This window comes from Janthinobacterium aestuarii, from assembly GCF_051380835.1.
Taxonomy (GTDB): Bacteria; Pseudomonadota; Gammaproteobacteria; order Burkholderiales; family Burkholderiaceae_D; genus Janthinobacterium; species Janthinobacterium aestuarii.
Genome location: NZ_JBNYXU010000004.1, coordinates 142,957 through 169,065 on the forward strand (window position 1 = coordinate 142,957; position 26,109 = coordinate 169,065).

General features: G+C 65.6%; 17 protein-coding genes and 4 tRNA genes. 8 read left to right on the forward strand and 13 right to left on the reverse strand.

Annotated features, from left to right (window positions below; all coding sequences use genetic code 11):
• The first annotated feature begins 75 nt into the window (after window positions 1–75).
• Window positions 76–1,305 carry an MFS transporter gene (locus ACQ4WO_RS12980; RefSeq protein WP_219329798.1) on the forward strand — a complete coding sequence of 410 codons (1,230 nt, stop codon included), beginning with the start codon at window positions 76–78 and terminating at the stop codon, window positions 1,303–1,305.
• A 172-nt stretch (window positions 1,306–1,477) separates the two neighbouring features.
• Here ACQ4WO_RS12980 and phaP read toward each other — a convergent pair whose 3' ends face one another.
• The 4 genes from phaP to ACQ4WO_RS13000 all read right to left on the reverse strand — a co-directional run bounded on the left by phaP (window position 1,478) and on the right by ACQ4WO_RS13000 (window position 5,211).
• Window positions 1,478–2,089 carry a TIGR01841 family phasin gene (gene phaP, locus ACQ4WO_RS12985; protein WP_319992646.1) on the reverse strand — a complete coding sequence of 204 codons (612 nt, stop codon included), beginning with the start codon at window positions 2,087–2,089 and terminating at the stop codon, window positions 1,478–1,480.
• Window positions 2,090–2,197: 108 nt separating this feature from the next.
• Entirely contained in the window at window positions 2,198–2,392 is a 195-nt protein-coding gene (locus ACQ4WO_RS12990; protein WP_128139841.1) for a hypothetical protein, read from the reverse strand.
• A gap of 47 nt (window positions 2,393–2,439) precedes the next feature.
• Window positions 2,440–4,680 (reverse strand): ATP-binding protein, encoded by a 2,241-nt coding sequence (locus ACQ4WO_RS12995; RefSeq protein WP_436481791.1) that lies wholly within the window; start codon window positions 4,678–4,680, stop codon window positions 2,440–2,442.
• A gap of 102 nt (window positions 4,681–4,782) precedes the next feature.
• Window positions 4,783–5,211 carry a winged helix-turn-helix transcriptional regulator gene (locus ACQ4WO_RS13000; protein ID WP_436481792.1) on the reverse strand — a complete coding sequence of 143 codons (429 nt, stop codon included), beginning with the start codon at window positions 5,209–5,211 and terminating at the stop codon, window positions 4,783–4,785.
• Between the two features lie 116 nt (window positions 5,212–5,327).
• Here ACQ4WO_RS13000 and ACQ4WO_RS13005 point away from each other — a divergent pair, with 116 nt between their 5' ends.
• A complete protein-coding gene (locus tag ACQ4WO_RS13005) occupies window positions 5,328–6,179 on the forward strand; it encodes an SDR family oxidoreductase (protein WP_436481794.1) in 852 nt (283 codons plus the stop codon).
• A gap of 91 nt (window positions 6,180–6,270) precedes the next feature.
• Here the strand turns inward: ACQ4WO_RS13005 and ACQ4WO_RS13010 are convergent.
• The 3 genes from ACQ4WO_RS13010 to ACQ4WO_RS13020 all read right to left on the reverse strand — a co-directional run bounded on the left by ACQ4WO_RS13010 (window position 6,271) and on the right by ACQ4WO_RS13020 (window position 6,674).
• Window positions 6,271–6,355: transfer RNA gene (locus ACQ4WO_RS13010), tRNA-Leu, on the reverse strand.
• Between the two features lie 82 nt (window positions 6,356–6,437).
• Window positions 6,438–6,522, reverse strand: a tRNA-Leu gene (locus ACQ4WO_RS13015).
• A gap of 67 nt (window positions 6,523–6,589) precedes the next feature.
• Window positions 6,590–6,674, reverse strand: a tRNA-Leu gene (locus ACQ4WO_RS13020).
• A gap of 107 nt (window positions 6,675–6,781) precedes the next feature.
• Here ACQ4WO_RS13020 and ACQ4WO_RS13025 point away from each other — a divergent pair.
• Window positions 6,782–6,946: a hypothetical protein gene (locus ACQ4WO_RS13025; protein ID WP_436481795.1), complete on the forward strand. Its 165-nt coding sequence runs from the start codon at window positions 6,782–6,784 to the stop codon at window positions 6,944–6,946.
• A 29-nt stretch (window positions 6,947–6,975) separates the two neighbouring features.
• Here ACQ4WO_RS13025 and ACQ4WO_RS13030 read toward each other — a convergent pair.
• Window positions 6,976–7,060 (reverse strand) — tRNA-Leu (locus tag ACQ4WO_RS13030).
• A gap of 420 nt (window positions 7,061–7,480) precedes the next feature.
• Here ACQ4WO_RS13030 and rnr point away from each other — a divergent pair.
• From rnr to ACQ4WO_RS13050, 4 genes are all read left to right on the forward strand, one after another.
• Window positions 7,481–10,042: a ribonuclease R gene (rnr, locus tag ACQ4WO_RS13035; RefSeq protein WP_436481796.1), complete on the forward strand. Its 2,562-nt coding sequence runs from the start codon at window positions 7,481–7,483 to the stop codon at window positions 10,040–10,042.
• Window positions 10,043–10,057: 15 nt separating this feature from the next.
• A complete protein-coding gene (rlmB, locus tag ACQ4WO_RS13040) occupies window positions 10,058–10,801 on the forward strand; it encodes a 23S rRNA (guanosine(2251)-2'-O)-methyltransferase RlmB (RefSeq protein WP_058048541.1) in 744 nt (247 codons plus the stop codon).
• 172 nt (window positions 10,802–10,973) lie between these two features.
• On the forward strand, window positions 10,974–11,723 hold the full coding sequence (cysE, locus tag ACQ4WO_RS13045; protein ID WP_034756915.1) for a serine O-acetyltransferase: 750 nt from the start codon (window positions 10,974–10,976) through the stop codon (window positions 11,721–11,723).
• A 10-nt stretch (window positions 11,724–11,733) separates the two neighbouring features.
• On the forward strand, window positions 11,734–12,444 hold the full coding sequence (locus ACQ4WO_RS13050; RefSeq protein ID WP_436481797.1) for a YceH family protein: 711 nt from the start codon (window positions 11,734–11,736) through the stop codon (window positions 12,442–12,444).
• A 15-nt stretch (window positions 12,445–12,459) separates the two neighbouring features.
• Here the strand turns inward: ACQ4WO_RS13050 and ACQ4WO_RS13055 are convergent, their stop codons facing one another.
• The gene (locus tag ACQ4WO_RS13055) at window positions 12,460–12,840 is read right to left on the reverse strand and encodes a tetratricopeptide repeat protein (protein WP_436481798.1); all 381 of its coding nucleotides are present in this window, start codon (window positions 12,838–12,840) and stop codon (window positions 12,460–12,462) included.
• 312 nt (window positions 12,841–13,152) lie between these two features.
• Between ACQ4WO_RS13055 and udk the strand changes: the two genes are divergently transcribed.
• Window positions 13,153–13,797: a uridine kinase gene (gene udk / locus ACQ4WO_RS13060; RefSeq protein WP_319992652.1), complete on the forward strand. Its 645-nt coding sequence runs from the start codon at window positions 13,153–13,155 to the stop codon at window positions 13,795–13,797.
• 12 nt (window positions 13,798–13,809) lie between these two features.
• Here the strand turns inward: udk and ACQ4WO_RS13065 are convergent, their stop codons facing one another.
• The 4 genes from ACQ4WO_RS13065 to ACQ4WO_RS13080 form a co-directional block, all read right to left on the reverse strand.
• On the reverse strand, window positions 13,810–14,979 hold the full coding sequence (locus tag ACQ4WO_RS13065) for an HlyD family type I secretion periplasmic adaptor subunit (RefSeq protein WP_436481799.1): 1,170 nt from the start codon (window positions 14,977–14,979) through the stop codon (window positions 13,810–13,812).
• A complete protein-coding gene (locus ACQ4WO_RS13070; RefSeq protein WP_436481800.1) occupies window positions 14,976–17,108 on the reverse strand; it encodes an ATP-binding cassette domain-containing protein in 2,133 nt (710 codons plus the stop codon). The genes ACQ4WO_RS13065 and ACQ4WO_RS13070 overlap by 4 nt, the downstream gene beginning before the upstream one ends.
• Window positions 17,109–17,136: 28 nt before the next feature.
• Window positions 17,137–18,408 (reverse strand): TolC family protein, encoded by a 1,272-nt coding sequence (locus ACQ4WO_RS13075; protein WP_436481801.1) that lies wholly within the window; start codon window positions 18,406–18,408, stop codon window positions 17,137–17,139.
• Between the two features lie 135 nt (window positions 18,409–18,543).
• Window positions 18,544–25,521 carry a hypothetical protein gene (locus ACQ4WO_RS13080; protein WP_436481802.1) on the reverse strand — a complete coding sequence of 2,326 codons (6,978 nt, stop codon included), beginning with the start codon at window positions 25,519–25,521 and terminating at the stop codon, window positions 18,544–18,546.
• Window positions 25,522–26,109: the final 588 nt, after the last annotated feature.

Below are 26,109 nucleotides of genomic sequence, written 5' to 3' on the forward strand. Positions count from 1 at the left end.
TCATTAATAAAAATTTAAGTTTGCTTATGTGGCATGGTCACGTATGCTTGCCAGACTAACATCCGCCGAACCCGCATGAAAAACATCATCCTGATTTCCGCCGCCTGCCTGCTGGCGCTGCTGTCGACCATCGGCGCCTCGCTGCCATACCCGATCCTGCCGCCCCTGTTCGCAGCCGAGGCGCCAAATGCCTTCAACAATTTCCTGGGCTTGCCGTCGAAATTGCTGTTCGGCCTGGCGCTGACCATCAACCCGCTGGGCTTGCTGATCGGCTCGGCCTTGCTGGGGCCCTTGTCCGACCGCTATGGCCGCCGTCCCTTGCTGATGCGCACGGCCGTGGGCGCCGCCATCGGCCATGCCATCACGGCCTGGGCGCTGGTGATTCAGTCCTATCCACTGTTTATTGTCGCCCGTTTCATCACGGGTTTGCTGGAAGGGAACGGCGCCGTGGCGCGCGCCATGCTGGCCGACCAGCTGACGGGTCCGCTGCGCCTGCGCGCCATGTCGTGGCTGAACGGCGCGTTTTACCTGGGCTGGCTGGTGGGGCCGATCCTGGCGGGTGCGACCCTGCATTGGGGCGTGACGGTGCCGTTCTGGATCGCCGCCGCCGCCCTGATGCTCGTCGCCGTGCTGGTGGCCGTGGGTTTACAGCGTGAAACGCCCTCGTTATTGACGACGTCGTGGTGGCAGGTTGCGCGTGACCGTCATTCGCTCAATTTGCTGCGCCATGAGGAGCTGCGCACCCTGTTCATCGTGCAACTGGCATTTACGTGCGGCGTGGCCAGCTTTTACGAGTTCTATCCGCTGTGGCTGGTCGAGACGGCCAATTACCATGCGCAGGAGATTGCCTGGGTGAATGTGGGCCTGTGCGGCACGATGACCATCACGTCCTTGCTGGCGGGCGGTCCCAGCCGCCATGCGCCGTTGCTGCGGGCTTGCTGGTATGCGTGCGGCGTGGCGCTGGCCGTAGGGATATTGGCGTTGGGTAATATCTGGGTGGGCATCGCCGCCATCGTGCTGTTCGGCATTCCGAATGCGCTGTACAACACGGTGATACAGGGCTGGTGCGCCGAGCGCTTCAGCGCGCACGGACAGGGCGCCGTGATGGGTTTGCTGGCCACGACGTTTTGCATCGCCAACATCGTCGTCGCCCTCAGCGGTTCCGTGCTGACCCTGATCGACACGCGGCTGATACTCGTCGCGGGCGCCTTGTCCGCCGCCTGGGCCGCGTGGCGCATGGCGGCCTGGCGCCGCCAGCTGGACGGCGCCGTCGAGGCGAAGGCATGCCAGGATTTCTGCAGCTAGGCTCAGGCTATTTCGGGGGGATGGGAGGGAGCGAATACCGGACCCTGCCGGTGGATTCTTGTAGGTCGGGTAGGTCGGATTAGCGCGCAAGCGCGTAATCCGACATCACCGTTAGCGCCAGCAGTGCGTCGGATTACGCGCGGTCTTGCCGCGCTAATCCGACCTACATCGCTTACTTTTTAGCCGCCTTCGGCTTGGCAGCCGGCGCCGCTTTTTCAGCTGTTGCCGTAGCGCCGTTTGTCGCCTTTTCCGTGGCCTGCGCCACTTGCGCGCTGGCCTTGGCGATCTGCTCTTCCACGGTCTTGACGGCCTGTTTCGTGGCCTTGGTCACTTGCTCGTAGCCGAGGAAGGCATTGTCGATAGCGGCCTTGACGATGGCGACGGCGTTTTCCGAGCCTGGCGGCACGTTTTTCGTGACGTCGTAGATCAGGGCGCTCAGATTGCTTTTCGCTTCGGCCACGTGGGCTTCGGCGGCCGTGGTGAATTCCGTGTGGATTTCCTTGATGATGTCGTCGAGTTGCTGTTTATACGCTTTGGCGCCGGCCACGCCCGGTTGCAGCTGGGCAGCGGCGGCGGCCATGGCGGCCTTCGGATCCTTGGCCTGGCTGATTTCCTTGCCGGCGGCGATGCCATCCTCGATGCCGGACTTGGCGGTGGCCATGTTCAATGCCAGCACCTGTTCCACGCCTTGCACGGCCTTCGAGGTGAGGGTGTTGAAGGTCATCAGCTGGAATTCAAACAGGGCCTTGGTGGCCGATGCGAATTGTTCGGGATTCGTAAACATGTGGTCTCCTCGGTTTGAATAGATACGTTCTTATCGTTCCATACTCTTTCGACGCCGCAATGCCATCGCTTGCAATCAAGCCGGTGCCCCCGTGTGGTCATGGCCCCATTATTTAACAAGCGCCGGTTTTTCGCAACGGCTATCTTTGTACGGTCCCGAGGCCAGTTCCCAGCCAAATCCCAGGGTGGATTGGGCGCACGACAGCGTGCCGTCGATCTTGCTGCGCCATTTGTACCAGGGGGCAGGTCCGGCCATTGCGCAGGCGCACACTGCCAGCAGGGTCGTGGCGATCAGGTATTTCATGGGTGCTCCGAAAGAAATGCTTGAGGGCATTGTAGCGCGCTTGCCGTTCAGGGCGCGGGCGATTGCGGCGCCACGGCGGGCAGCTGCAGGGTGAAGGTGGTGCCGCTGGCGTCGCCGGTGCTGCTGGTGGCGTCGATATGGCCGCCCAGCACGCCCGTGACGATGTTGTGCGCCACATGCAGGCCCAGGCCCGAGCCGCCGGAACCGAGCTTGGTCGTGAAGAACGGGTCGTAGACGTGCACGAGATCGTCGGCGGCGATGCCCACACCGGTGTCGGCGATGGACATGGTGATCGTCTTGCCGTCGTCGCTGCCGCGCGCTCTGATGTGAATGGTGCCGCTGCTGCGGCCCTCGAAGGCGTGGCGCAGGCAGTTTTCCAGCAGGTTGCTCAGCACCTGGCCCAGCGGACCCGGATAGCTGTCCATGGCCAGGTCCTCGGGCACGTCCTGCGTCAGGCTCAGGCCGGCGGCCTTGAGCTGCGTGCACAGGGGCAGCATCAGCTCGGCCACGAACTGGCGCAGCAGGAAGTGGCGGCGCTGCGAGCTGGCGCGGTCGACGGCGATCTGCTTGAAGCTCGAGACGAGGTCGGCGGCGCGCTGCAGGTTGCGCAGCATGATGGCGTCCGCCTCGCTGGCCTGGGTCAGGTAGGCGCCCAGTTCGGAGCGGCGCAAGCCGTCCAGGAAGCTGGCCTGGATTTCGCGCGTGCGTTCGGCCATCGTGGTGGCCACCACCAGGCCGTTGCCGATCGGCGTATTGAGTTCGTGCGCGATGCCGGCCACCAGCGCGCCGAGCGCGGCCAGCTTGTCGCGGCGCACCAGTTCTTCCTGCGTGATGGACAGGTTTTCCAGCGCGGCGGCCAATTCGCGGTTCGTTTGCTCCGATTGTTCCTTGGCCTGCGTCAGGGCCGCCGTGCGTTCGGCCACCAGCTCTTCCAGGTGGGTGCGGTGGCGCTGCAGCTCGCGTTCGTGGCGCATGCGGCTGATGGCAATGCCGGCCAGGTCGGTCGCCGTGTCGATCAGCTCCAGGTCGCGCGCATCGGGCTTGCGCACCTCGCGGTAGTACATGGCGAACGAGCCGAGCACGGCGCCATCCTGGCCGAAGATGGGCTGCGACCAGCAGGCGCGCAAGCCGAATGGCGCGGCCAGTTCGCGGTAGGGCGCCCACAGCGGATCGCACATGATGTCGCTGACCACCACCGGTTCGCGCAGGGACATGGCCGTGCCGCAAGAGCCCACGCCGGGGCCGATGGCCACGCCTTCGAGCAGGGCCATGTACTCGGGCGGCAGGCTGGGACCAGCCGCGCTGTGCATGTGGATGCCGTCGTCGTCGAGCAGCATGATGGAGCAGAGCACGCCGCGCGACTGGCCTTCGATCAGGAGCAGCAGCTGGTTCAGGGTGGGGATCAGGGGCGCGCCCTTGGCGACCATTTCCAGCAGGGCGCTCTGGCCCGAGCGCATCGCTTCGGCCAGGTTGCGTTCAGTCAAGTCGATGATGCGCGCATGCACGAGCTGGCGGCCCGGCACGGACAGGCGCATCAGCCGGATTTCGCAGGCGATCGGGCGGCTGTCGCGGTGGCAGCAGCTGGCGCGGAAGACGACGATCTTGCCTTGCAAGGTAGCGCGGATCTTTTCTTCCAGCAGCTGCGGCGAGGCGCGGCCATCGCTCTGATGCTGGGGGAACAGCGGTTCCATGCCGCCTTGCAGCAGCTCGGCCAGTGGCATGCCGAACAATTCTTCGGCCAGGTGGTTGGCGTCGATCAGCAGGCCGTTGTCGATATCGAACAGCAGCACGGCGTCGGGCGAGCCGGCCAGTATCGAGTGGTAATTGACTTCCAGCGTTTGCGGATGCAGGGGGCGCGGCGGCGTGGCGGCGCGCGGCGCGGGCGTCTCTGCCTTGTGCAGCGCCAGTTCCATGAGGATTTTTTCCGCCACGTCGCGCGCATTGAAGGGCATCTTGATGTAGTCGGAGGCGCCGGCGCCCACGCTGCGGCCCTGTTCCTCGGCGCTGGGCGTGGCCGACATCAGCAGCAGGGGCACGCCGTGGCGTCCGCCCGCATTGCGCAGGCGCATGCAGGTGGCGCCGATATTCGAGCCCGCCAGGGCCGCGTCGAGCAGGATCAGGTCCGTGCCGCCGGCCGCCAGTTCCACGCCTTCGTCGATATCGCCCGCCAGTCCCGTGCCCAGGTTATGCCGGTCCAGCACATACAGCAGTTCGCGCACATCGTTCGGCGAATTGCTGACCAGCAGCACATTGGCCCGGTCGGTGATGGAAGAAATCAACTGGTTCATGGTGTCGCGCCCTTACGCGTTTCATGGGGCTAGTATTACATCAAGGCAAGTAGGAGTAAACGATAATTCTTGATGATTAAAAGCAATGCGGATGGGTCTCGTTTACGCGGCGTTTTGCGCTGCGGGCGCCGTGGCCAGGTCGGCGCGCGCCTGTTCGATGCGCGGGTAATTATCCTCGATCCAGTCGACCAGCACGGCCAGGCGTTCGGCCGCTTCGCGTCCCAGCGGCGTGAGGCTGTATTCCACCTTGGGCGGTATCACCAGATACGCCTGGCGCAGCACGAAGCCGTCGCCGGTCAGCGCTTCCAGGGTTTGCGCCAGCATTTTTTCGCTGACGCCGCCCACTTCGCGGCGCAGCTCGCTGAAGCGCCGCGTGCCGCTCAGCAGCAGTACCAGCACCAGCACGGCCCAGCGGCTGGTCAGGTGGCTGAGCACGGCGCGCGACGGGCAGGTGGCCGCCAGCAAGTGGGCGTCCTGGGTTTGCCGGGCGAGTGAGGCGCGCAGGCTGGCGCCGGGAGTGTCTGTGGACATGATAGTTGGCCCTGTTAAGGTGGATTTCAATAATACTTACCAAAAGGTACGTACTTACAATAAGTAAGCAATAGTCCTATTATAGGGTTTTACCACCCACGTACCAAGGAGAAATCATGATCGTCATCACCGGCGCCACAGGCAATCTGGGCCAGCACGTCATCGCCAGCCTGCTCAAGTCCGTCCCCGCAGCCAATATCATCGCCGCCGTGCGCAACCCTGCCAAGGCCGCCGACCTGGCCGCCCGGGGCGTGCAAGTGCGCCAGGCCGATTACAACGATGGCGCCAGCCTCGACGCGGCGTTCAAGGGCGCAACGAAAATCTTGCTGATTTCGTCGAGCGAAGTGGGCCAGCGCGCCCAGCAGCACCAGAACGTCATCGATGCGGCCAAGCGCGCCGGCGTATCTCTGCTGGCCTATACCAGCGTCTTGCGCGCCGACACGTCGCCGCTGGGCCTGGCCGCGGAGCACGTGATTACGGAAGCGGCCATCCGCGCGTCAAGCCTGCCTTACAGTTTCCTGCGCAACGGCTGGTACCTGGAAAACCATACGGAACACCTGGCGCCCGTGCTCGCGCATGGCGTCGTGCTGGGTGCGGCGCAAAATGGGCGTTTCTCGTCCGCCGCGCGCGCCGACTACGCAGCGGCAGCTGCCGCCGTGCTGACGGCGGCCCAGCCGCAAGCCATCTATGAACTGGCTGGCGACCAGGGCTTTACCCTGGCGGAGTACGCGGCCGAAGTGGCGCGCCAGACGGGCAAGGCGATTGTGTACAAGGACTTGCCGCAGGCGGACTTCAAGGCGGCGCTGGTGAGCGTGGGCGTGCCGGAAGGCTTTGCCGATCTGCTGGCCGACTCCGATGCTGGGACGGCCAAGGGTGGTCTGGAAGACCATGGCAAGCAATTGAGCGCGCTGATCGGCCGTCCGACGACGAGACTGCTTGACGCCGTCAAGGCGGCGCTGGCCAAGTAAGGGGAGGGAGGATGCCGTGGCAGCACGGCATCCGGAAATGAAAAAAGCCGCAAACTCGTGAAAGTTTGCGGCTTTTTTGCGAATTAGGTAATGGTGCCCACGAAGGGACTCGAACCCCTACACCCGAAGGCACATGGACCTGAACCATGCGCGTCTACCAATTCCGCCACGTGGGCACTGATGCTGCTTGTTGCTTACTGCTATATCTCACTACTTACTACTGTACTGCGGACTACAACGAAAACAACTCGTTGCTGGTGGTGCCCACGAAGGGACTCGAACCCCTACACCCGAAGGCACATGGACCTGAACCATGCGCGTCTACCAATTCCGCCACGTGGGCATTGTGCTGCTTTTGCTACTCTCTACTACTGTACTGCGGATCACAACAATCGACAACTTGTTGCTGGTGGTGCCCACGAAGGGACTCGAACCCCTACACCCGAAGGCACATGGACCTGAACCATGCGCGTCTACCAATTCCGCCACGTGGGCATTGTTACTGCTTGCTGCTTGTCGCTGCGTGTTCTGCAGCGAGGACAAAATCATAAGGGCTGGCGCGCATTCGGTCAATCAACATTTTGCACTTTTCTTCAAGAAACATGTTTTTTCGCCTGAAAAGGGCTGTTCCCTATGAAAAAGGGCTGAACTTGCCTATTTTTTCAGCGGTTTTCAGCCGCTTCCCATCCGCAGGCATGTCAGGTGAGTTGGCTGCCGGGAGGGGAGGGCTTTTCGCTGCGGAAATGAAAAAAGCCGCAAACTCGTGAAAGTTTGCGGCTCTTTGCGAATGAGGTAATGGTGCCCACGAAGGGACTCGAACCCCTACACCCGAAGGCACATGGACCTGAACCATGCGCGTCTACCAATTCCGCCACGTGGGCACTGATACTGCTATTACTTGCTTTACTGCTTATTACATTACTGCTCGAGTACTTGTTGCCAAATAACTTAGCAACAATTCTGCTATTATAGCGACTTGAAGAGTTTTGCGCCAGATGAGCTTTCGCTCCATACTGCACATCAACCCTGTACCGCTTTCCTGTAACTGCATTCCCGTGAAGGTTTGTCGCTGCAAGAGGGCTAGATTATAGAGCAATATTTGCCAAAGTCAAATGCATTGCGCAGCTTTTCTGCTTTTTTTCATCGGCGAGGCACTTGTTCGGTTTCCGCTACGCTGTCCGTTAGGCAAACCAAGGCGTCCTCCGGTACACTACCGGACATCACCGTGTCAATATTGACGGTGATGTCATCGGTCTTTGTCTTCCGTTTGATCACTGTCAATAACAACTATAGAAATACTTTTGAGCCAAAATACCCACACCATCCCCAGCCGGGAGGACATTCTCGGCATATTCCGCAGCGTCAACGCGCCTCTCGACCCGCAGTCTCTCGGGAAAACGCTGCAAGTGCATGCCGATTCCATGGATGTCCTGGTCCGTCGCCTGAAGGCGATGGAGCGCGACGGCCAGCTCAAGTCTGACGCCAGCGGTGTTTTCAGCCTGGCCGACCAGAGCGCGCTTGTCGCCGGTCGCGTCACCAGCCACCGCGATGGCTTCGGCTTTGTCATTCCCGATGACGCCAGCGCCGACCTGTTCCTGCCTGAGAAAGAAATGCAGAAAGTACTGCATGGCGACAAGGTCATGGCCCGCGTCGTCGGCACGGACCGCCGCGGCCGCCCGGAAGGCACGATCGTCGAAGTCACCTACCGCGCCAATACCCACGTCATCGGCCGTCTGATCCAGGAAAACGGTACCTGGGTCGTGGCGCCGGAAGACCAGCGCATCGGCCAGGACATTCTGGTCACCGGTTCGGTGGGCAAGGCAAAGGCCGGCCAGATCGTCAGCGTCGAGCTGACCGAGCAACCGATGCGCTTCAAGCAGCCGGTCGGCAAGATCGTCGAAGTGCTGGGCGCTTTGGATGATCCCGGCATGGAAATTGAAATTGCCGTACGCAAATTCAACGTGCCGCACATCTTTTCCGCCGCCGCCCTCAAGCAAGCTGAAAAGCTGCCGTTCGAAGTACGCGCCGCCGACCTGAAAGACCGTGTCGACCTGCGCGACGTGCCGCTCGTTACCATCGACGGCGAAGATGCGCGCGATTTCGACGATGCCGTGTATTGCGAGCCCGTCAAGATCGGCCGTGCCAACTGCTTCCGCCTGATCGTGGCCATTGCCGACGTCAGCCATTACGTGAAACCGAACGACGCGCTCGATATCGACGCGCTTGAGCGCAGCACGTCCGTCTACTTCCCGCGCCGCGTGATCCCGATGCTGCCGGAAAAACTGTCGAACGGCCTGTGCTCGCTGAACCCGGCCGTCGACCGCCTGACCCTCGTCTGCGACGCCGTCGTCAGCGACAAGGGCGAGCTGAAGGCGTACCAGTTCTATCCGGCCGTGATCCACTCTGCCGCGCGCCTCACCTATGACGAAGTCGCTGCCGTGCTGGGCAACACCAAGGGACCCGAAGCGGCACGCCGCGCGGACATCCTGCCGCACCTGCAAAACCTGGAAGCCGTCTACCGCGCCTTGCTGAAAGCACGCACGGAGCGGGGCGCCATCGATTTCGAGACGACGGAAACGTATATCGTCTGCAATAGCGTGGGCAAGATCGAAAAGATCATTCCCCGCACGCGCAACGAAGCGCACAAGATCATCGAAGAGTGCATGCTGGCGGCCAACGTCTGCGCGGCCGATCTGTTGCTGCGTAACAAGCACCCAGGTACGTACCGCATCCACGCCAGCCCGACCAAGGAAAAGCTCACGCAAGTGCGCACTTTCCTGAAACAGGTTGGCCTGAACCTGACGGGCGGCGACACGCCATCGGCATCCGATTACCAGACCCTGATGCAGCAGATCAAGGCGCGTCCCGACGCGGCCCTGCTGCAAACGATGCTGCTGCGTTCGATGCAGCAAGCCGTCTACAGCCCGGACAATATCGGCCACTTCGGCCTGGCGTACGAGGCGTATGCCCACTTCACCAGCCCGATCCGCCGCTATCCCGACCTGCTGACGCACCGCGCCATCAAGGCCATCTTGCAAGGCAAGAAATACGAGCCCAAGCTGTCCGAAAAGACCGTGCTGAACACGAACGTGTCGAACGCCACGCGCAAGCAGCAGGCGAAGGACAAGGCCGACGGCAAGCCGAAGAAGACGGACCTGACGATCTGGGACGCGCTGGGCGTGCATTGCTCGGCCAACGAGCGCCGCGCCGACGAAGCGTCGCGCGACGTGGAAGCCTGGCTGAAGTGCTACTTCATGCAGGACAAACTGGGCGAGGAATTCACCGGCACGATCACTGGCGTGACCACCTTCGGCGTCTTCGTGCAACTGGACACCCTGTTTGTCGAAGGCCTGGTGCACGTCACCGAGCTGGGCACCGACTACTTCCAGTACGACGATGCGCGCCATGAATTGCGCGGCGAACGTACGGGCAAGCGTTATCAATTGACCGACCGTCTGACGGTGCAAGTGGCGCGTGTCGACCTGGAAACGCGCAAGATTGACCTGCGCCTGGTCACCGATGCTGAACTGGCGGGCGAAGATGCGCCAGCGAAGCAAGCTGGCGGCAAGCGCAAGGGCGAAAAGAAATCGATGGTCAAGCCCGGTCCCGCGACCGAGCAGCGCCACGAGATCAAAACCAGCGTCAATGGCGGCGGCAACAACGGTGGCAAACCCGGCAAGGGTTCCGGCGGCCGATCCAATGGCGCCAAGGCGCAAGCCAAGCCTGCAGCCAAGGAAGCCCCTAAGGCGGCAGCCCCCAAGGCCGCCGCGCCGAAGCGCAGCAAGAAACCAGCCGCGGCACCCGCTGCGGCGGCACCACGTGCAGCAAAAACTGTATCAAAATCAAGCAAGAACAAGCGATAAAAGAAGCGATAACAAATGAAGAATAAAATGATTTTCGGCTTCCACGCCGTCACCTCGCGTCTGCGTCATGAAGCGTCGTCCGTGGAAGAAATTTTCGTCGATGCCAGCCGCGTCGACGGCCGCATGAAGGACATGATCGCCGCCGCCAAGGCTGCCAACGTGCGCGTCATGCCCGTCGACTCGTCGCGTCTGGACAAGATCGTCGGCACGCGCCGCCACCAGGGTGTGATCGCGTTTGCCTCGCAGCTGTCGCTGGCGCGCAATCTCGATGAGCTGCTGGACGCCATCGACGGCCCGCCGTTGCTGTTGATTCTCGACGGCATCACCGATCCGCATAACCTGGGCGCCTGCCTGCGCGTGGCCGATGGCGTCGGCGCACATGCCGTCATCGTACCGAAGGACCGCGCCGTGGGCTTGAACGCCACGGCCGCCAAGGTCGCCAGCGGCGCCGCCGAAACCGTCCCGTACATCACGGTGACGAACCTGGCGCGCACCATGCGTGAATTGAAGGATCGCGGCATCTGGCTGATCGGCACCTCGGACGACGGCGAAAAAGGCTTGTACGAAGCCGATTTCACGGGTCCGACGGCTCTCGTCATGGGTTCCGAAGGCGAAGGCATGCGCCGTTTGACGCGCGACACCTGCGACATCCTCGTCAGCATCCCGATGTTCGGCTCCGTCGAGAGTCTGAACGTGTCCGTGGCATCGGGCGTATGTCTCTATGAAGCCCGCCGCCAGCGCATCGCTTTAGAAGCATAAGTTAGCGTCACTTGGGGTCAGACCCGTCGGGGTGACGCGTTCCAATGGGACGCATCACGATTCCGAAGGAACTGACCCCAGCTTGCCGTTGAGGGGCCTCTCGACGTCAGCCCCTCCAGCATTCCCCCGCCGAATACGCTACCATTTGCGTTCCACCTTATCCATTTTCATTATGTTCCACCACCTGCGCGAAGACATCAACAGCATCATCGAACGTGACCCGGCCGCCCGCAATGGCTGGGAGGTGCTGACCTGTTATCCGGGCTTGCACGCCATCGTCATGCATGGCTGGGCGCACTGGTGCTGGACGCGGCGCATGAAGTGGGTGGGGCGCTTCATTTCTTATATCGCCCGCATCATCACGGGCATCGAGATCCATCCGGGTGCGGTCATCGGCCGGCGCGTCTTCATCGACCATGGCTTCGGCGTGGTGATCGGCGAGACGGCCGTCGTCGGCGACGATTGCACCATCTACCAGGGCGTGACCCTGGGCGGCACGTCGCTGCACAGCGGCGCCAAGCGCCATCCGACCCTGGAGCGCGGCGTCATCGTCGGCGCCGGCGCGCAGGTGCTGGGCAGCTTCACGGTGGGCGAGTACGCGAAGGTGGGTTCGAACGCCGTGCTGCTCAAACCCGTGCCGTCCGGCGCGACAGCCGTGGGCAACCCCGCGCACATCGTGCAAAAGGATGTCAGCGCCTTGCGCGAGGGCAGCACGGCCCATTTGTTCGCGGCGTATGGCGTCACGCCCAACGGCGACGACCCGCTGTCGAAAGCCCTGCAGGGCCTGATCACGCACGCCGTGGCACAGGAACAGCGCATCGAAACCATCCTCGCCACCCTGAAAGCGGCGGGCATCTGCTGCCAGGGCGTGCCCGAGTGTGATAAATTCGATTCCGAGCAAATGAACAAGCTGGTTGATTAAGGATACAGGCATGACTACAGACGCAAACATAGCTGAAAACGCAGCAGAAAAAAGCACTGACAATCCGAATCTGCTCGACCCCTTCGAGATCCGCGTGCTGGCCGTGCTGGCGGAAAAGGAAGCGCTGACGCCGGACAGCTATCCGCTGTCGCTGAACGCGCTGACGAACGGCTGCAACCAGCTGTCCAGCCGCGATCCCGTCATGGCCCTGTCCGAAGAAACCGTCTACGATGTGCTGCAGCGCCTGATGCAGCTCAAGTTCGTCAACGGCATCACGCAGGCCGGCGCGCGGGTCGCCAAGTACGAACACCGCATGCGCATCAAGTGGTCGCTGGAACAGGATAAACTGGCCATCCTGACGATCCTGATGCTGCGCGGCTTGCAGACGGCGGGCGAGATCCGCAGCCGCAGCGGCCGCGTACATGAATTCAAGTCCGTGGCGGAAGTGGAGTCGGGCCTGCAATTTTTGATCGACAAATATCCGCCACTGGTGGCCAAGCTGGCCGTCGCACCCGGTGCCAAGGAACCGCGCTACGGCCACTTGCTGGGCGGCGAGGAGGCGCTCGCGCAGATCGAGACGGCGGCAGGCTACGCCGGCGCCGTTAGTGCGCCGCAACAGGGCAGCAGGGTGGCCCAGCTGGAACAGGAAGTGCTGCAATTGCGCAGCGACTTCGATGGCCTGGCGGCGCAGTTCGAGGCGTTCCGCAAGCAGTTCGAGTAATTTCCGGGCACGCGCCTATTGGGCTTGCGGGTCGAAATAGGCGGTCCAGGTCAGGCTGGAAGGGGCAAGGTCCTGCGCCTTGCCAAATTGCGCCATGGCCTTGCGCGGTTTTGCCAGTCCCGCCAGGGCCACCCCCAGGTTGTAATGGGTATGGCTGTCCGTCGAACCCAGCTTGAGCGCCGTTTCCAGCACGTTGACGGCTTTCCTGTACTTGCCCTGGTCACACAGTACGGCGCCCAGGGAAGTGAGCAGGGCGGTGTCTTGCCGATCCGTTTGCCGGGCTGCTTGCAAGGCGCTGCGCAGCACGGCTTCCGCTGCCGCCATGTGCGCATCCCATTGCCCGGCATCGCCTTCGGCCAGCTTGATATGCGCCTTGCTTGCGGCGATGGCGTCCATTGCCGTTAGCTGGGCCAGGCGGCGCAATTGCTTGCGGTTTCCAGGGCTTCACGGCCGATTTGCTCTATCAGTTGCCAAAATTTTTCTTCGTTCATTGTCCATTCCAGGTAAATAGTCAATCGATACCGGGAGCGGTCCGGCATGCAATGCCGGCGCGATGCGTCCCGTCTGCGCATCTTGAGCTTGTTGAGAATACCATCTTGCCAAGCGTTCGCCTATCGGCCCCTTCTTCGGCTGGCGCGTGCCTGCGTGACAGGCCCGGCTTTGCCTCCGCTCCCTGTCAGTCCGCTCGCGTTTCCGGTATCATTCGGCATGAATAATATTTCCTTCCAACCGTTTGTTATTGGTGTCGCTGGCGGAAGCGGCAGTGGCAAGTCCACCGTATCCCAACAAGTGCTCGCGTCCTTCGGCGCCGACATGGTCTCGGTCGTGATGCAGGACGACTACTATTGCGACCAAACCCATCTCTCCCCTGAAGTCCGGCGCCAGCAGAATTACGACCATCCGCAGGCGTTCGAGTGGCCATTGCTGGTGCGGCACATCCAGGCCTTGCGCAATGGCGAAGCGATCGAGATGCCCGAGTACGACTTCACGCTGCACAACCGCTCCAACAGGACCATCCCCGTCAAGCCGGCGCCCGTGATCGTGATCGAAGGCCTGTTTGCCTTGTATGACGAAGACTTGCGCAACATGATGTCGCTGAAGATCTTTGTCGACACGGCTTCCGACGTGCGCTTCATCCGCCGCATGCAGCGCGATATCACGGAACGCGGCCGCTCCGTGGAAAGCGTCATCGAGCAGTATCTGGAAACGGTACGCCCGATGCACAAGCAATTCATCGAGCCGACCAAGCGCAATGCCGATGTCATCTTGCCGCATGGCGCCAATGGCCCCGCGGTCGACATGATCACGGCCAAGGTGGCCAGCGTCATCGGCCGCCTGAAGCCTGCCGGTTAACAGCCCGCCAGCTTACCGCTCCCCCATCGATTCCGAGAACGTCTTGGTGATCGGTTTCGTCAGGTAGCGCAAAACCGTCTTGCGGCCCGTGTTGATTTCCACGGTGGCCGTCATGCCGGGCTGGATCAGGATAGGCTCGCCATTCTTGCCCATCAGATTGCGCCCGCTGGTCTTGATCTGCACGCGGTAGTACGGCTGTTCATTGCCCTTGTTGTCTTCACTTAAGGTGTCCGCGCTGATGTAGCTGACGGTGCCGCGCAGGCGCCCGTAGATGCCGTAGTCGTAGGCATCGAGTTTCACGGCCGTGGGCAGGCCGGGCTTGATGAAAGCGATGTCGGCCGGTTTGACTTTCGCCTCGATGATCAGGTCATCGTCCGTCGGCACGATCTGCAGGATTTCCTCGCCCGGCTTGGCCACGCCGCCCAGGGTAGTGAGGCGCACGTTGCGCACGATGCCGTCCGTGGGCGCGTAGATATCCGTCGAGCCCAGCTGCTCCTTGCGCTGGGTCACCGTCTGCAGCACGCCGGCCAGGTCTTCCTGGGCTTTCACCAGATCCGTCTGGCTATCCTGCAGATATTTGTTGCGCCGGTTGGTGATCTGCGCCTGGATGTCGACCACCTGCCGCCGCAGTTTCAGCACTTCGGCGCGGCTGACGTCTCCCGTTTCCAGCAGCGGCAGATTCATTTCCAGCTCTTCCTTGATCAGCTTCATGGCGCTTTCCAGCGAACTCACCTCCGCCTGCACGGCGCCCTGGCGCTTGCTGAACAGGGCCAGCTGGTTGGCGCGAAATTCCGGGAACGCCTGCAGTTCGGGCGAAAATTTGGGCGCGCCGCCAAACACCTCGGCCTGCAGGCGCGCCACGGCCGCCTTCAGTCCGGCCGCCTTGGCCGTGCTTTCCAGATAGCTCGTCTCGGCCCGCGTGCGGTCGAAGCGCGCCAGTAATGCTCCTTTTTTTACCACGCTGCCTTCGTGCACGCGCAGTTCGGCCAGCACGCCGCCATCAGCCACCTGGATGATCTGGTTGCGCGAACTGGCGATCACCTGGCCGTTGGCGCGCGTGACCTGGTCCAGCTCCGCCCACGAAGCCCAGGCGATGACGCCGGCCAGCGCCGCCGTGCAGCTCCAGATCAGCACCCGTCCCCGTTTCGCTTCCTCTTTCGCTTCGACCTTGGCCAGTTTCATGCGACGGCTCCTTGCGCTACCGGCGTCGTTGCGGAACTGGGCACGGCCTGTGGCTTGCCCGACAGCTTGGCCAGGACAAAGTCGCGCGGGCCGTCGAGCAGCGCCCGGCCCGCCTGCAGCACCACCAGGCGGTCGAGCAGGGGCAAGAGGGCGTTCTTGTGCGTGGTGGCGACCATGGTCACGCCTTCGGCCGCCAGTTCTCCCAGCAGCCCCACGATGCGCGCCTCCGTCTTCGCATCCATGGCGCCCGTCGGTTCATCGAGCAGCCAGATGCGCGGCTTGGCCAGCAGCAGGCGCGTGACGGCGATCAATTGCCGCTGGCCGCCAGACACGCCGCGCCCGCCTTCGGTGATGCCCAGTGCCAGTCCCCGTGGCTGGCCCAGTATCAGCTCGATCAGGCCCGTGCGCTTGGCCGCCGCCAGGATCGCTTCCTCGCCCGGGTCGGCCAGTCCCAATAACAGGTTGTCGCGCAGGGTGCCGCTGAACAGCCGCGTTTCCTGCGGCAGGTAGCCGACCATTTCGCGCACCACGGCCGGCGCCAGCAGGGCCATGTCGACGTCGCCCAGGTACACCTTGCCCTCGGCCGGCTGGTACAGGCCCGAGGCCAGTTTCAGCAGGGTGCTCTTGCCCGAGCCGATGGCGCCCACCAGGCCGACCCGTTCGCCGGGGCGGATGGCCAGGCTTTCCACTTCCAGCGCCACCTTTTGCGCGCCGCCATACGTAAAGCGGATGCGCTCGAAGCGCAGTCCCGTGTCGAGGCTGCGCGGCGTCAGCGCGAACTGCGCGGTGTCGGCTTCGTTGGGCAGGCTGATGACCTGTTCCAGGCCGTCGATCGAGGCGCGCGCGTGCGCCCACTGCACCATCACGGCGGGCAGCTGCACGATGGGCATCAGCGCGCGGTTGCTGATGATGGTGCACGCCATCAGGGCGCCCATGGTCATCTGGTTCTCGGCCACGAACCACGCGCCCATGGAGATCAGCGCCACGTTGGTCAGCTGCTGGAAGGCGGCCGTGATGTTTTGCGACAGGGCCGCATAGTCGCGGATATTCTGTTCCGCGTGGCTCGTTTCGGCCACCAGTTCGGCCCAGCGCGCCCGCATCATCCATTCGGCGCTGCTGCCCTTGAGCGTTTCCACGCCATCGACAGCTTCGACCAGCAAGCCCGCCTTGCGGTTGCTGGCGTTGAGGTTCTTGCGCGTATGGCTCTGGATGGCGCGCTGGAACATCAGCCCGCACACGAGGGCCAGCGGCAGGGCCACCAGCGGCACCACCACGAGCCAGCCGCCGATGATGGTGATCATGGCGAGGAAAATCAGGGCGAAGGGCACGTCCGTCAGCACGAACAGCGAGGTCGACGTGAGCACGCCGCGCACCATTTCAAAGCCTTTGACCTGCGCCGCCAGAGTGCCGACGGAAGCGGGGCGCGCCTCCATGCGGATGCCCAGCATGCGCTGGAAAAACCATTCCGACAATTCATGGTCGACGTCATTGCACGAGTGGTCGACGATGCGGCTGCGCACCTGCTTGAGGATGAATTCCAGGCCGATCGACAGGGCCACGCCCACCACCAGCACCCACAGGGTGCTGAAGCTCTGGTTCGGGATCACGCGGTCGTACACCTGCATGGAAAACAGCGAGGTGGCCATGGTCAGCAGGGTCACCAGCGCGGTGGCCAGCACGGCATCGACGAACACGCTTTTCTTCAGCCACAGGGCCTTGCGCACCAGGCTTAGCGCGCCGGGGCGGGCGCCGCTTTTTTCGCTGCGGCGCGGCAGGCCCACGCAAGCTAAACCTGCCAGCGAGGCCAGTTGCAGGGCGCGCCCGTCGATGCCTTCGCCGCGCCAGGCGCCGTCGGCGCCGCGCGACTGCAGCAAGCCCCAGCCCGTGCTGGCGCTGTAGACGGCGAACGGCAGCTCGCCCGGTGTGGGCTCGTGCAGCGGGCGCGCCGCGCCTTCCAGCCCGGCCGCCTGCCAGATGGCGGTAAGCACCATGGCGGGTGCGCCGCTGTCGTCGATATCTTCGAGCTGGCGCTGCAGGTCGGCCAGGCGCGCAGCCGCCAGATGCTGGCCTGTCAGGCGGGCGGTCCGTTCGACGAGTGTCAGCAAGCCATGTTTGATGGAGTTATCCACGCTGTCTCCTGTGTGCATCATGTCGGTGTCAATTCGCGCGCGCCAGGCCCGGCGGCGCCGTGCGCCCGGCCAGGGTGCCCGTCTGCGCGGCCAGGCGCAGGCTGGCGGCAATCGCCTGCGCGCGCGTGTCTTCCAGCGAAAACCGCGCCTGGGTCGCTTCGCGCACGGCGTTGAGCACGTCGTTCCAGCTCTTGCGGCCGATCACGTACTGACGCGCATACGATTCGAATACCTGCGTCGAGGTGGTGCTGGCCTCGCCCGCATTGTCCAGGCGCTGGCGGCTCGCTTCGGCCTCGTTCCAGTCCAGGGTGAAACGCTCGCGCACGTCGCGCTCGGCCGCATCGTGCGCGGCGCGCGCACCTTCGCGCCGGGCCACGGCCGCGTCCACGCCGGCCTTGGCCGACAAGCCGGCGCCCGGCTGCGCCTGCAGCACCAGCATGGCGCGCGCGCGGTTGTCGGCATTGATGCCGCCGCCCGTAGGCTTTTCCATGCGCAGCACCACCTTCGGCATGTAGGCCGAGCGCTGCATGGTGATCTCGGAGTTGGCTGCCTGCACCTCGAAATCGAGGCGGTGCAGGGTGGGGGAATAGCCGATGGCCTGGCGCATGACCCGTTCCAGGCTGGCGCCGGGCAGCGGTTCGCCTACGCCGATGCCGGTGGAGGTGACGAGGCGCACGGGTTTGCCGGCCAGCTGCGACAGCTGCGCCAGCGCGTTTTCCTGCGCCTGGCGCGCATTCGACACGTCGTTGGCCGCCTGGTAGGCGCGCGATTCGGCCAGGCGCTGGTCCGTTTGCGAACTGACCGACTGCGCCACGCGGCGCTTGATCATGTCGAGCAGGCGCTGGTGCTCGGCCAGCCCCTCTTCGGCCGAGCGCATGCGGGCCGTATGGCGCAGCGCTTCCGTGTAGGCGGCGATCACGCGCAGGGAAAGGGTCAGGCGTTCTTCCTCGATGGCGGCGCCGGCCGCGTCGACCCGGCTGCCGGCCGCATCGATGCCGGCGTCGATGCGCCCGCCGCTCCACAGCGGCTGCTCGATGCGCACCACGCCGCCCGTTTCCTGCGAACCGGTGGGGACTTCGGCCGACAGGCTGGGGAAGCGCTGCCACTGAGCGCCATCGAGGTCGGCGCGCGCGGCCGCCTGCGCCGAACGCTTGCCCTGCACGGCGGGATGGCTTTGCAGCGCCTGCTGTAAGACCTGGTCGAAACTCCAGGCCGTGGCGCCCTGAGCCTGGGCGAAAGAGTTGATGGATGCCATGGCCATGGCCGCCAGTACGGCCGCGATGCGTGGCAGTGAAAACAAGGCTGGGGAACCGCGTAATCTCATCCCGTATTTTTCCGGCACCAGGCCTGACGCATTTCAAGGTAGGGGCGGGAGCGCGCTGCCGCACGCTCCCGCTGCCGTGCCAGGCGCGGCGCCTGGCGTGGGTGGCCTGCTTCAGACGACGAAGTTGGCGCCCGTCAGCTGCGTGATGTTCACGCCGCTGAGCAGCACCAGCGCCGTGTCGATGGCGTTGGCGTTGCTCAGGTCAGTCGAGTGATACACGGTCACGGCGCCGCTGTTTTGCGCATCGGCGATGACGATGTAGCCCTGTCCCGACAAGACGCTGTCGTCGGCCGCGATGGCGCTGGCCGCCGCACCGATCGACACGGACGTGCCGTCGAAGATGAACAGGTTGTTGTTGCCAAAGTCCGTGCTCACGTTGACACCCACGGCCACCGACGCCGTCAGGTCGGCGATGGCCGACATGTCGATCACGTCGCCGCCGGCTGCCGGCAGGCCGGTGCTGAAGTCGGCCACCGTCAGCGGGTTGTGCAGGGCATTCTGGCTCAGCACGAACAGCTGGCTGGCGTCCGTCAGGTCGGCCTGGGCCTGGGCAGCAGCCGCCGCCGCGGCATCGGCATTCGCCACCGCCGTCAGCGAGCCGGCGTCCGTCAGGTCCGCCTGCGCCTGGGCCTGCAGGGCGGCGGCCGCGGCCGCGTCGGCTGCCAGTTGCAGGGCGCTGGCGTCCGTCAGGGCCGCTGCCTGCGCCGCTGCCAGCGCCGCTGCCGTTGCCGCATCGGCGGCCTGCGTGAGCGCCACGGCATCGGTCTGGTCGGCGATGGCTTGCACGGCGGCGGCGTTGGCCGCATCCGCATTTGCCACGACGGCCAGGGCGCTGGCGTCGGTTTGCGCGGCGATGGCGTTCGCTTGCACCAGGGCGGCGTCGGCTGCCTGCGCGTCGGCATTGGCCTGTGCTGCCGCCGCGTCATCCGCCTGCGCGGCATCCGCGTTGGCATGCGCTTGCGCCGCAGCCGCTGCCGCGCTGGCGGCGGCCGCATCGTCGGCTTGCGCCGCCTGCAGGGCCGCCAGGGAGGCGGCGGCCTGCGCCTGCGCCAGCGGCGCGGCCGCATCGGCCGCATGGGCTGCAGATGCCGCTGCTATCGCATTATTGGCGTTGACCGTGGCGGCCGCTGCCGCCGCATCGTCGGCCTGCGCCGCCTGGGTGATTGCCAGCGAGGCTGCGGCCTGGGCCGCTGCGGCAGCGGCCGCATCATCGTCGTTCTGCGCTGCCGTGGCCGCTGCCAGTGCGCTGGCAGCCGTTGCCGCCGTGCTGACGGCCAGCGCGTCGGCGGCGATGGCGGCCGTGTGCGCGGCGGTGGCGGCAGCGGCATTGGCCGCTGCCTGGTTGGCGGCCGTGTCATCGGCCTGCGCCGCCTGGGCTGCAAGCAGCGATGCCGCCGCTGCGGCGGCGCTGGCGGTGGCGGCGGCGTCGGCGGCTGCCGCTGCTGTGGCAGCCGCTTGCGCCAGCGCGGCGGTTGCGGCGGCATCGGCGGCGGCCTGGTCGTCGGCGACGGCGGCATCGTGCGCTGCCTGGGCGTTGGCGGCATTGGCTGCTGCCAGCGCCGCTGCCGCGTCATCGGCCTGCGCCGCTTGTGTGGCCGCCAGGGTGATGGCTGCGGCAACGGCTGCTGCCGCTGCCGCAACATCGGCGTCATGCGCGTTTTGCGCCGCCAGCTGGGCTGCCGCTGCCGCTGCGGCCGTGGCGGCGACGTCGGCATCGGCGGCCAGCGCTGCATCGAGTGCCAGTTGCGCATTGGCGGCGGCTGTGGCGGCTGCTGCCGCGGTGGCGTCGTCCGCCTGGGCATTGAGGGTGGCGGCCAGGGAAATGGCCGCTTGCGCGGCTGCCGCTGCCGCGGCGGCATCGGCGTTTTGCGCCGCGACCGCCGCCGCATGCGCGGCAACCGCATTGGCGGCAGCGGTGGCGGCCGCCGCATCGTCGGCCTGGGCCGCCGCCAGCGCCGCATGGGCGGCAGCCGCATTGGCATTGGCCTGGGCCGCGTCATCGGCCGCACTCTGGGCGGCAAGGAGGAGGTTCAGTTTCAGGGTCTTGTCATTGTCCGCATCCGTGGCATTGACATCGGCCGTGACGGCTGCAGTCAGATTGGCGATGGCCACGTTGAGCGCGATCTGGGCATTGGCGGCTGCCGTGTCGGTCAATTGCGCCGCCAGCGCAGCCGCCGCCGAGAGGGCGGCCGTGTGCGCGGCATTGGCGGCCGCATCGTCGGCGGCCAGGGCCAGGCTGGCCGCGTTCAGTGCGTTGTTGGCCGCCGTGGCGAGGGTGGCCAGCGCGCCATTGGCCACCAGCGCCGCGTCGGAAAGAAGCTGTGCCGCGGCCGCAGCCGCTGCCGTGCTTGCCGCCGTGGCGTCGGCGGCCGCGGCGGCATTGGCGGCAGCGAGCGAGGCGCTGGCCGTCATTATCGCCGCGTTGAGTGCGGTCGTGGCGTCATTCAGGGCCGTTTGCGCGTTGGCCGCTGCCGTGGCTGCCGTAGCGGCGAGGCTGTCGTCGTTCAGCGCCTGGTTCAGCGCGGCCAGTGCGCTCGCTGCCGCCGCCGCAGTCGTGCCAACGGCGGCATCGGCGGCGAGGGCGGCCTGCGTGGCGGCCAGCGAGATCGATGCCGTGAGGGCTGCAGTGGCAGCGGCAATATCGTCCGCTTGCGCGTGCTGCGTGGCGGCGGCCGAGATGGCAGCAATGGCGGCGGCCGCCGCAGCGGCCGTGTCGGCGGCGGTGGCGGCAACGGCGGCGGCCGTTGCATTGGTAGCGTTCAGCGCAGCCGCAGCGGCCGCCGCATCGTCGGCCAGGGCCGCATTCAGGGCGGCCAGCGCGTTGGCGGCGATGGTAGCGGCGCTGGCGGCGGCGTTGTCGGCCAGTTGCGCCGCCTGCGCGGCCGCTTGCGAGACGTTGGCAACGGTGGCGGCCGTTGCAGCGGCCAGATCGTCGGCGACGGCGGTGGCAGCGGCCGCGCTTGCCGTCACGGCGGCAGCGGCCGTGGCGGCCGCGTTCGCGTCCGCCTGCAAGGCCGCATTCAGGGCGGCCAGGGCATTGGCCGCTGTTGCTGCCGTCGCGGCGGCTGCCGCATCGGCCGCCTGTGCCGCCTGGGCCGCCGCCAGCGAGGTGGCCGCCACGCCGGCGGCGGTGGCCGCGAGCGTGTCGTCCAGCGCCGCCGCCGTGGCCGCCGCCTGGGAAGTCAGGGCCAGGGTCGCGGCGGCGGTGGCGGCACTGTCGGCCGCGAGCGCATTGTTCAAGGTGGTCAGGGATGCCGCCGCCGCGGCTGCTGTTGAAGCGGCCGCCGCATCATCGGCCTGCGCCGATTGTGCGGCGGCGAGCGACAAGGATGCCGTGGTGGCGGCGACCGTGGCCGCCAGCGCTGCCGTCACGTTTAATGGATGGGTCTGCGAATAAGCGGCCAGGGCGGCCGCATTCGCGGCGTCGGTGTTGGCGATGGTGGTCAGGGCGGCGGCATCCGTCAGGGCGGCCTTGGTGGCCGCCACGGTGGCGGCCGTGACGTTGAGCGTGTGGGCGGTACCGAGCAGGACGGCATCCGTGAGGCCGGCGACGGTGGCAGCGGCCGTGGCGGCGGTGGCATTGACGGTCGCAGCCAGGCCCAGGGCGACGGCGTCCGTCAGGTTGGCTGTCGTCTGTGCTGCCGTGGCGGCAGCCGCGTCGACGGTCGCTACCAGGCCCAGGGCGACGGCGTCCGTCAGTGCGGCGGTGGCGGCAGCTGTGTTGGCGGCACCCGTGGCGGCCGTCGACACCGTGCCCAAGGCCACCGCATCGGTCAGGTTGGCAACAGCGGCGGCGGTGCTGGCGGCCGTGTTGGCGGCCGTCGAGACGAGGCCCAATGCCACTGCGTCGGTCAGGTTGGCCGTCGTTTGCAGGGCGGCAGCGGCAGTCGCATCGGCCGTCGCGACCAGGCCCAGTGCCGTGGCGTCTGTCAGCGCGGCGGTAGCGGCCGCCGCATTGGCGGCGGTTGTGGCGGCCGCCGAGACGGTACCCAGGGCCACGGCATCGGTCAGGTTGGCAACATTCGTCGCCGTATTGGCGGCGGCTGCGGCGGCCGTGGCGAGCAGGCCCAGGCCGGCGGCGTCCGTCAAGTCGGCCGTTGCCTGCAGGGTGGCGGCCACGGTGGCGTCGGCGGTCGAGATCAATCCCAGCGCCGTGGCGTCCGTCAGCGCCGCCAGGCTGGCGGCCGAGGAGGCGACCAGCGCATCGGCATTCGAGATGAGGCTCAGCGCGGTGGTATCGGTCTGGCCAGCCGTCGTGACGGCCAAGGCTGCGGCCGCGTCGGCTGCGGAAGAGACCAGGCCCAATGCCACGGCGTCGGTCAAATTGGCAACAGATTGTGCCGCCGTCAGCGCGTTTTGTGCCAGCGTATTGGCAGCCGTCAAGGTGCTGACAGCCGTTTGCGCGGCAAGTTCAGCGGCGGCGTCGGTGGTGGAAATGAGCCCCAGCGCGCCGGCATCGGTCAGTGCGGCCGTGGCGGCGGCGGCGGTGGCGGCGGCTTGCGCGGCCGCGGCGGCACTCACTGCCGAGATATCGATCCCGCCAAGGGCGGCAGCGGCTTCTGCCGCCGAGACGGCGGAAGCGGCCGCCGCGGCGAGCGCTACTGCATCGGTCAGGTTGGCTGTCACTTGCAAGGCGGCTGCCGCCGCCGCGTCGGTGGTGGCAACCGCGGCAAGGGTGATGGCATCCGTCAGGCTGGCAGTGATTTCGGCGTTATCGGCATCGGTCTGCAAGGCATTGACGGTGGCCGTCAGATCGAGCACGCTGGTCTCGCCGGCCGTCACGTTGGCGGCCAGAGCGGCGAGGTTGGCGAGGTTGAAGGCGTTGAGTGCAACGTTGACGTCCAGCAAGCTGGCTTGCGCATTGGCGGCCGCCGCGTCGGCATCAGCCTGGTCGGCCGCTTGCTGCAGGGCGACGACATCGGTCTGGTCCGCCACTGTCTGGGCATTGGCGGCATCGCTGGCTGCGGCTGCGTCGGCAGCGGCCAGGGCCGCCGCATCCGTCTGGTTGGCCGTCGTTTGCGCGGCCAGCGCGGCGGCCGCATCGGCGTCGGAAACCACTTGCAGGGCGGCCGCGTCCGTCAATGCTGCCTGCGCGGCGGCGGCGATGGCGGTATTGGCGGCCGCATCGGCCGTGATTTGCAGGGCTGCCGCGTCGCTCAGGCTGGCTGTGACGACGGCGTTGGCCGCCACAGTGGCGGCAAGGGCTGCTGCGGCGTCGAGCGCGGCGGCATCGCTACTGGCGGCCAGGGCAGCGGCGGCCGCCGTGGCAGCGTCGGCATCGGAAATCAGGGCCAGCGCAGCCGCATCCGTCAAGCCGGCCTGGAGTTGCGCCGCGTCCGACGCCAGAGTGGTGGCATCGGCGATCAGGCCCAGGGTGGGCGCGTCCGTCATGTTCGCTTGCGTCTGTGCATTGGCTGCATTTGTTGCGGCGGCATTGGCGGCCGCTTGCAGGGCGACAGCGTCGGTGGCATTGGCGATGGCCGCGTCCTGGGCGGCAACACCTGCGGCGGCGTCCGCTGCCATCGTCAGGGCGACGGCATCGGTGAGGTTTGCTTGTGCATTGGCGGTAATGGAGGCATTCGCGGCGGCGGTGGCGGCAATGCCCAGTGCCGTGGCGTCGCTGGCATTGGCAGCTGTCGCTGCATCGGCCGCGGCGGTGGCCGCGGCGCTCGCGGCGGCAGCCAGGGCGGCGGCATCGGTGACATCGGCCAGTTCGGTCGCAGCGGCAGACGCGGCGGCATCCGCATCCGAGATGAGGGCCAGGGCAGCGGCATCGGTAAAGCTGGCCTGGATGCCGGCCGAGACGGCGGTGTTGGCGGCGGCGGTTGCCGCCAGGTCCAGCGCGGCGGCGTCCGTGGCATTGGCCAGTGTCGTGGCGGCGGCGGCAGCGGCGGCATCATTGGCCGAAATGACGCCAAGTGCTGCCGCATCGGTCAGTGCTGCCTGGGTGTTGGCTGCGGCGGCGACCACGTCGGCCGCATCGGCGATGGCTTGCAGGGCAGGGGCATTGGTCTGGTCCGCTTGCGTTTGCGCCGCATCGGCGGCGGCGTGCGCGGCGGCGGCGTTGGCGGCGGCCGTGGCGGCAGCCGCATCGTCATTTTGTGCCGAGGTGGCGGCAGCCTGGGATATGGCGGCGGTAGCAGCCGCCGCAGCGGCAGCGTTGTCGTCACTTGTGGCGGCGTCAGCGGCCGCTTGTGCACCGGGGACGACAGCGGCAGTGCTGACCGCCAGCGTATCGTCGCTGGTGGCGCTATTGGCGGCGAGCAAGGCTGCGGCAGCGTCAGCGGCCGCTTGGGCCGCCAGCTGGTCGGCCAGGAGGGCCGCATTTGCCGCGGCCAGCGAAGCTGCGGCCGTGGCCGCTGCAGCCGCCGCCGCGGCGTCATCGGCCAGAGCATTGGCGGCGGCCGCCGCGGCGGCGGCGGCGGCCAGCACGGCTGCGTCGGTCACGACGGTGGTGGTGGATTGATTGCCCGTGCCACCGCCGGTCGAGCCGCCCGTGCCACCGGTACCGCCCGTGCCGCCTCCTGTGCCGGAACCGCCAGCCGCGGCGCCACCGCCTCCGCCACCGCCTGCCGCTGCGGCAACGAGGCCAAGGCCGCCGAGCGCGCCCAGCACGCCAAGTCCGCCCGCAGCGCCCGCGCCGGCACCGCTACCGGCGCCAGCCGCCCCCCCGGCGACATCCACGACACTGCCGCTGGGAATGCCGGCCGCGCCCGCCCCCGCGCCTGTGCCCGTCGCGCCTGCGGCGCCACCATTGTTATCGCTTTGCGGCGTGCCGAGGTCGGCACTGCCATTGCCGGCCTGGCCTGCGGCCGCGCCACTGCCACCGGCTGCCAGGGCGGCGGCTGCCACAGCGGCCGCCGCGCCCACGGCGCCGGCATTGCCGTTGGCGGCGCTTCCCGTGACTTCCACGACATTTTCAGGCGGCATGGTCGCGCTGGCATCGTCCCCTTTGATCAGTTCATCTTCGTCATACTGCTTGCGGTCACCGTTTTTGGGGTCGGCGGCTTTTTTTGCGGGCGTCGCGAGCTTGGCGCCAGCGCCTTCGGCATTGACGGGAACTTGTGCTGGATTTTGGGTGGTGGCCATTTGAAAAGTCTCCGGAAAAGGTTAATTATTCGTGCAATTTTCTAAATAATAAATAATAAAAAATCAATAATCTGCTGCGATTCCTTGCTTGCTCCGGCGAGGCTTGGGCCGTGGTTGAACTCTGGTGTTTCCGATGTTGATGGTGGCAAGTAAAACATAATTGGGAAAAAAACGTTGGGGCAAAAGAGCGCTACTTCGGCAATATTTAAAATGTTATTTTCATATTCGTTTTATGCGTCGCCGCTTTCCTGTGTTCTGTTGCGCAGGCAACTGGCTTGTCCGGCGGGACGCAACGGCAGGGTGCAGCCTTTGCACGAGCTATGTACTGGCTGCCACTCTGAGGATAGTTTCAATTTTGAAACTTTCAATTTCATTTTAATTACTTTCCATGACATTATTTTCTCCGGCGTCATGCGGCTGAATAATCACGAATTGTCACGAAACAGGTGTTTTCGGCTGAGTCTGCTGTCATGCCCGCGTATTTCTGCGTCTTTTATCCAAAAAACCACCTTGCTATCGAATTGCTAGTTGTTGTTTTTTGAATGCCGATTATCAAATGTGATTGGTAATAAAATACGATAGAAATAA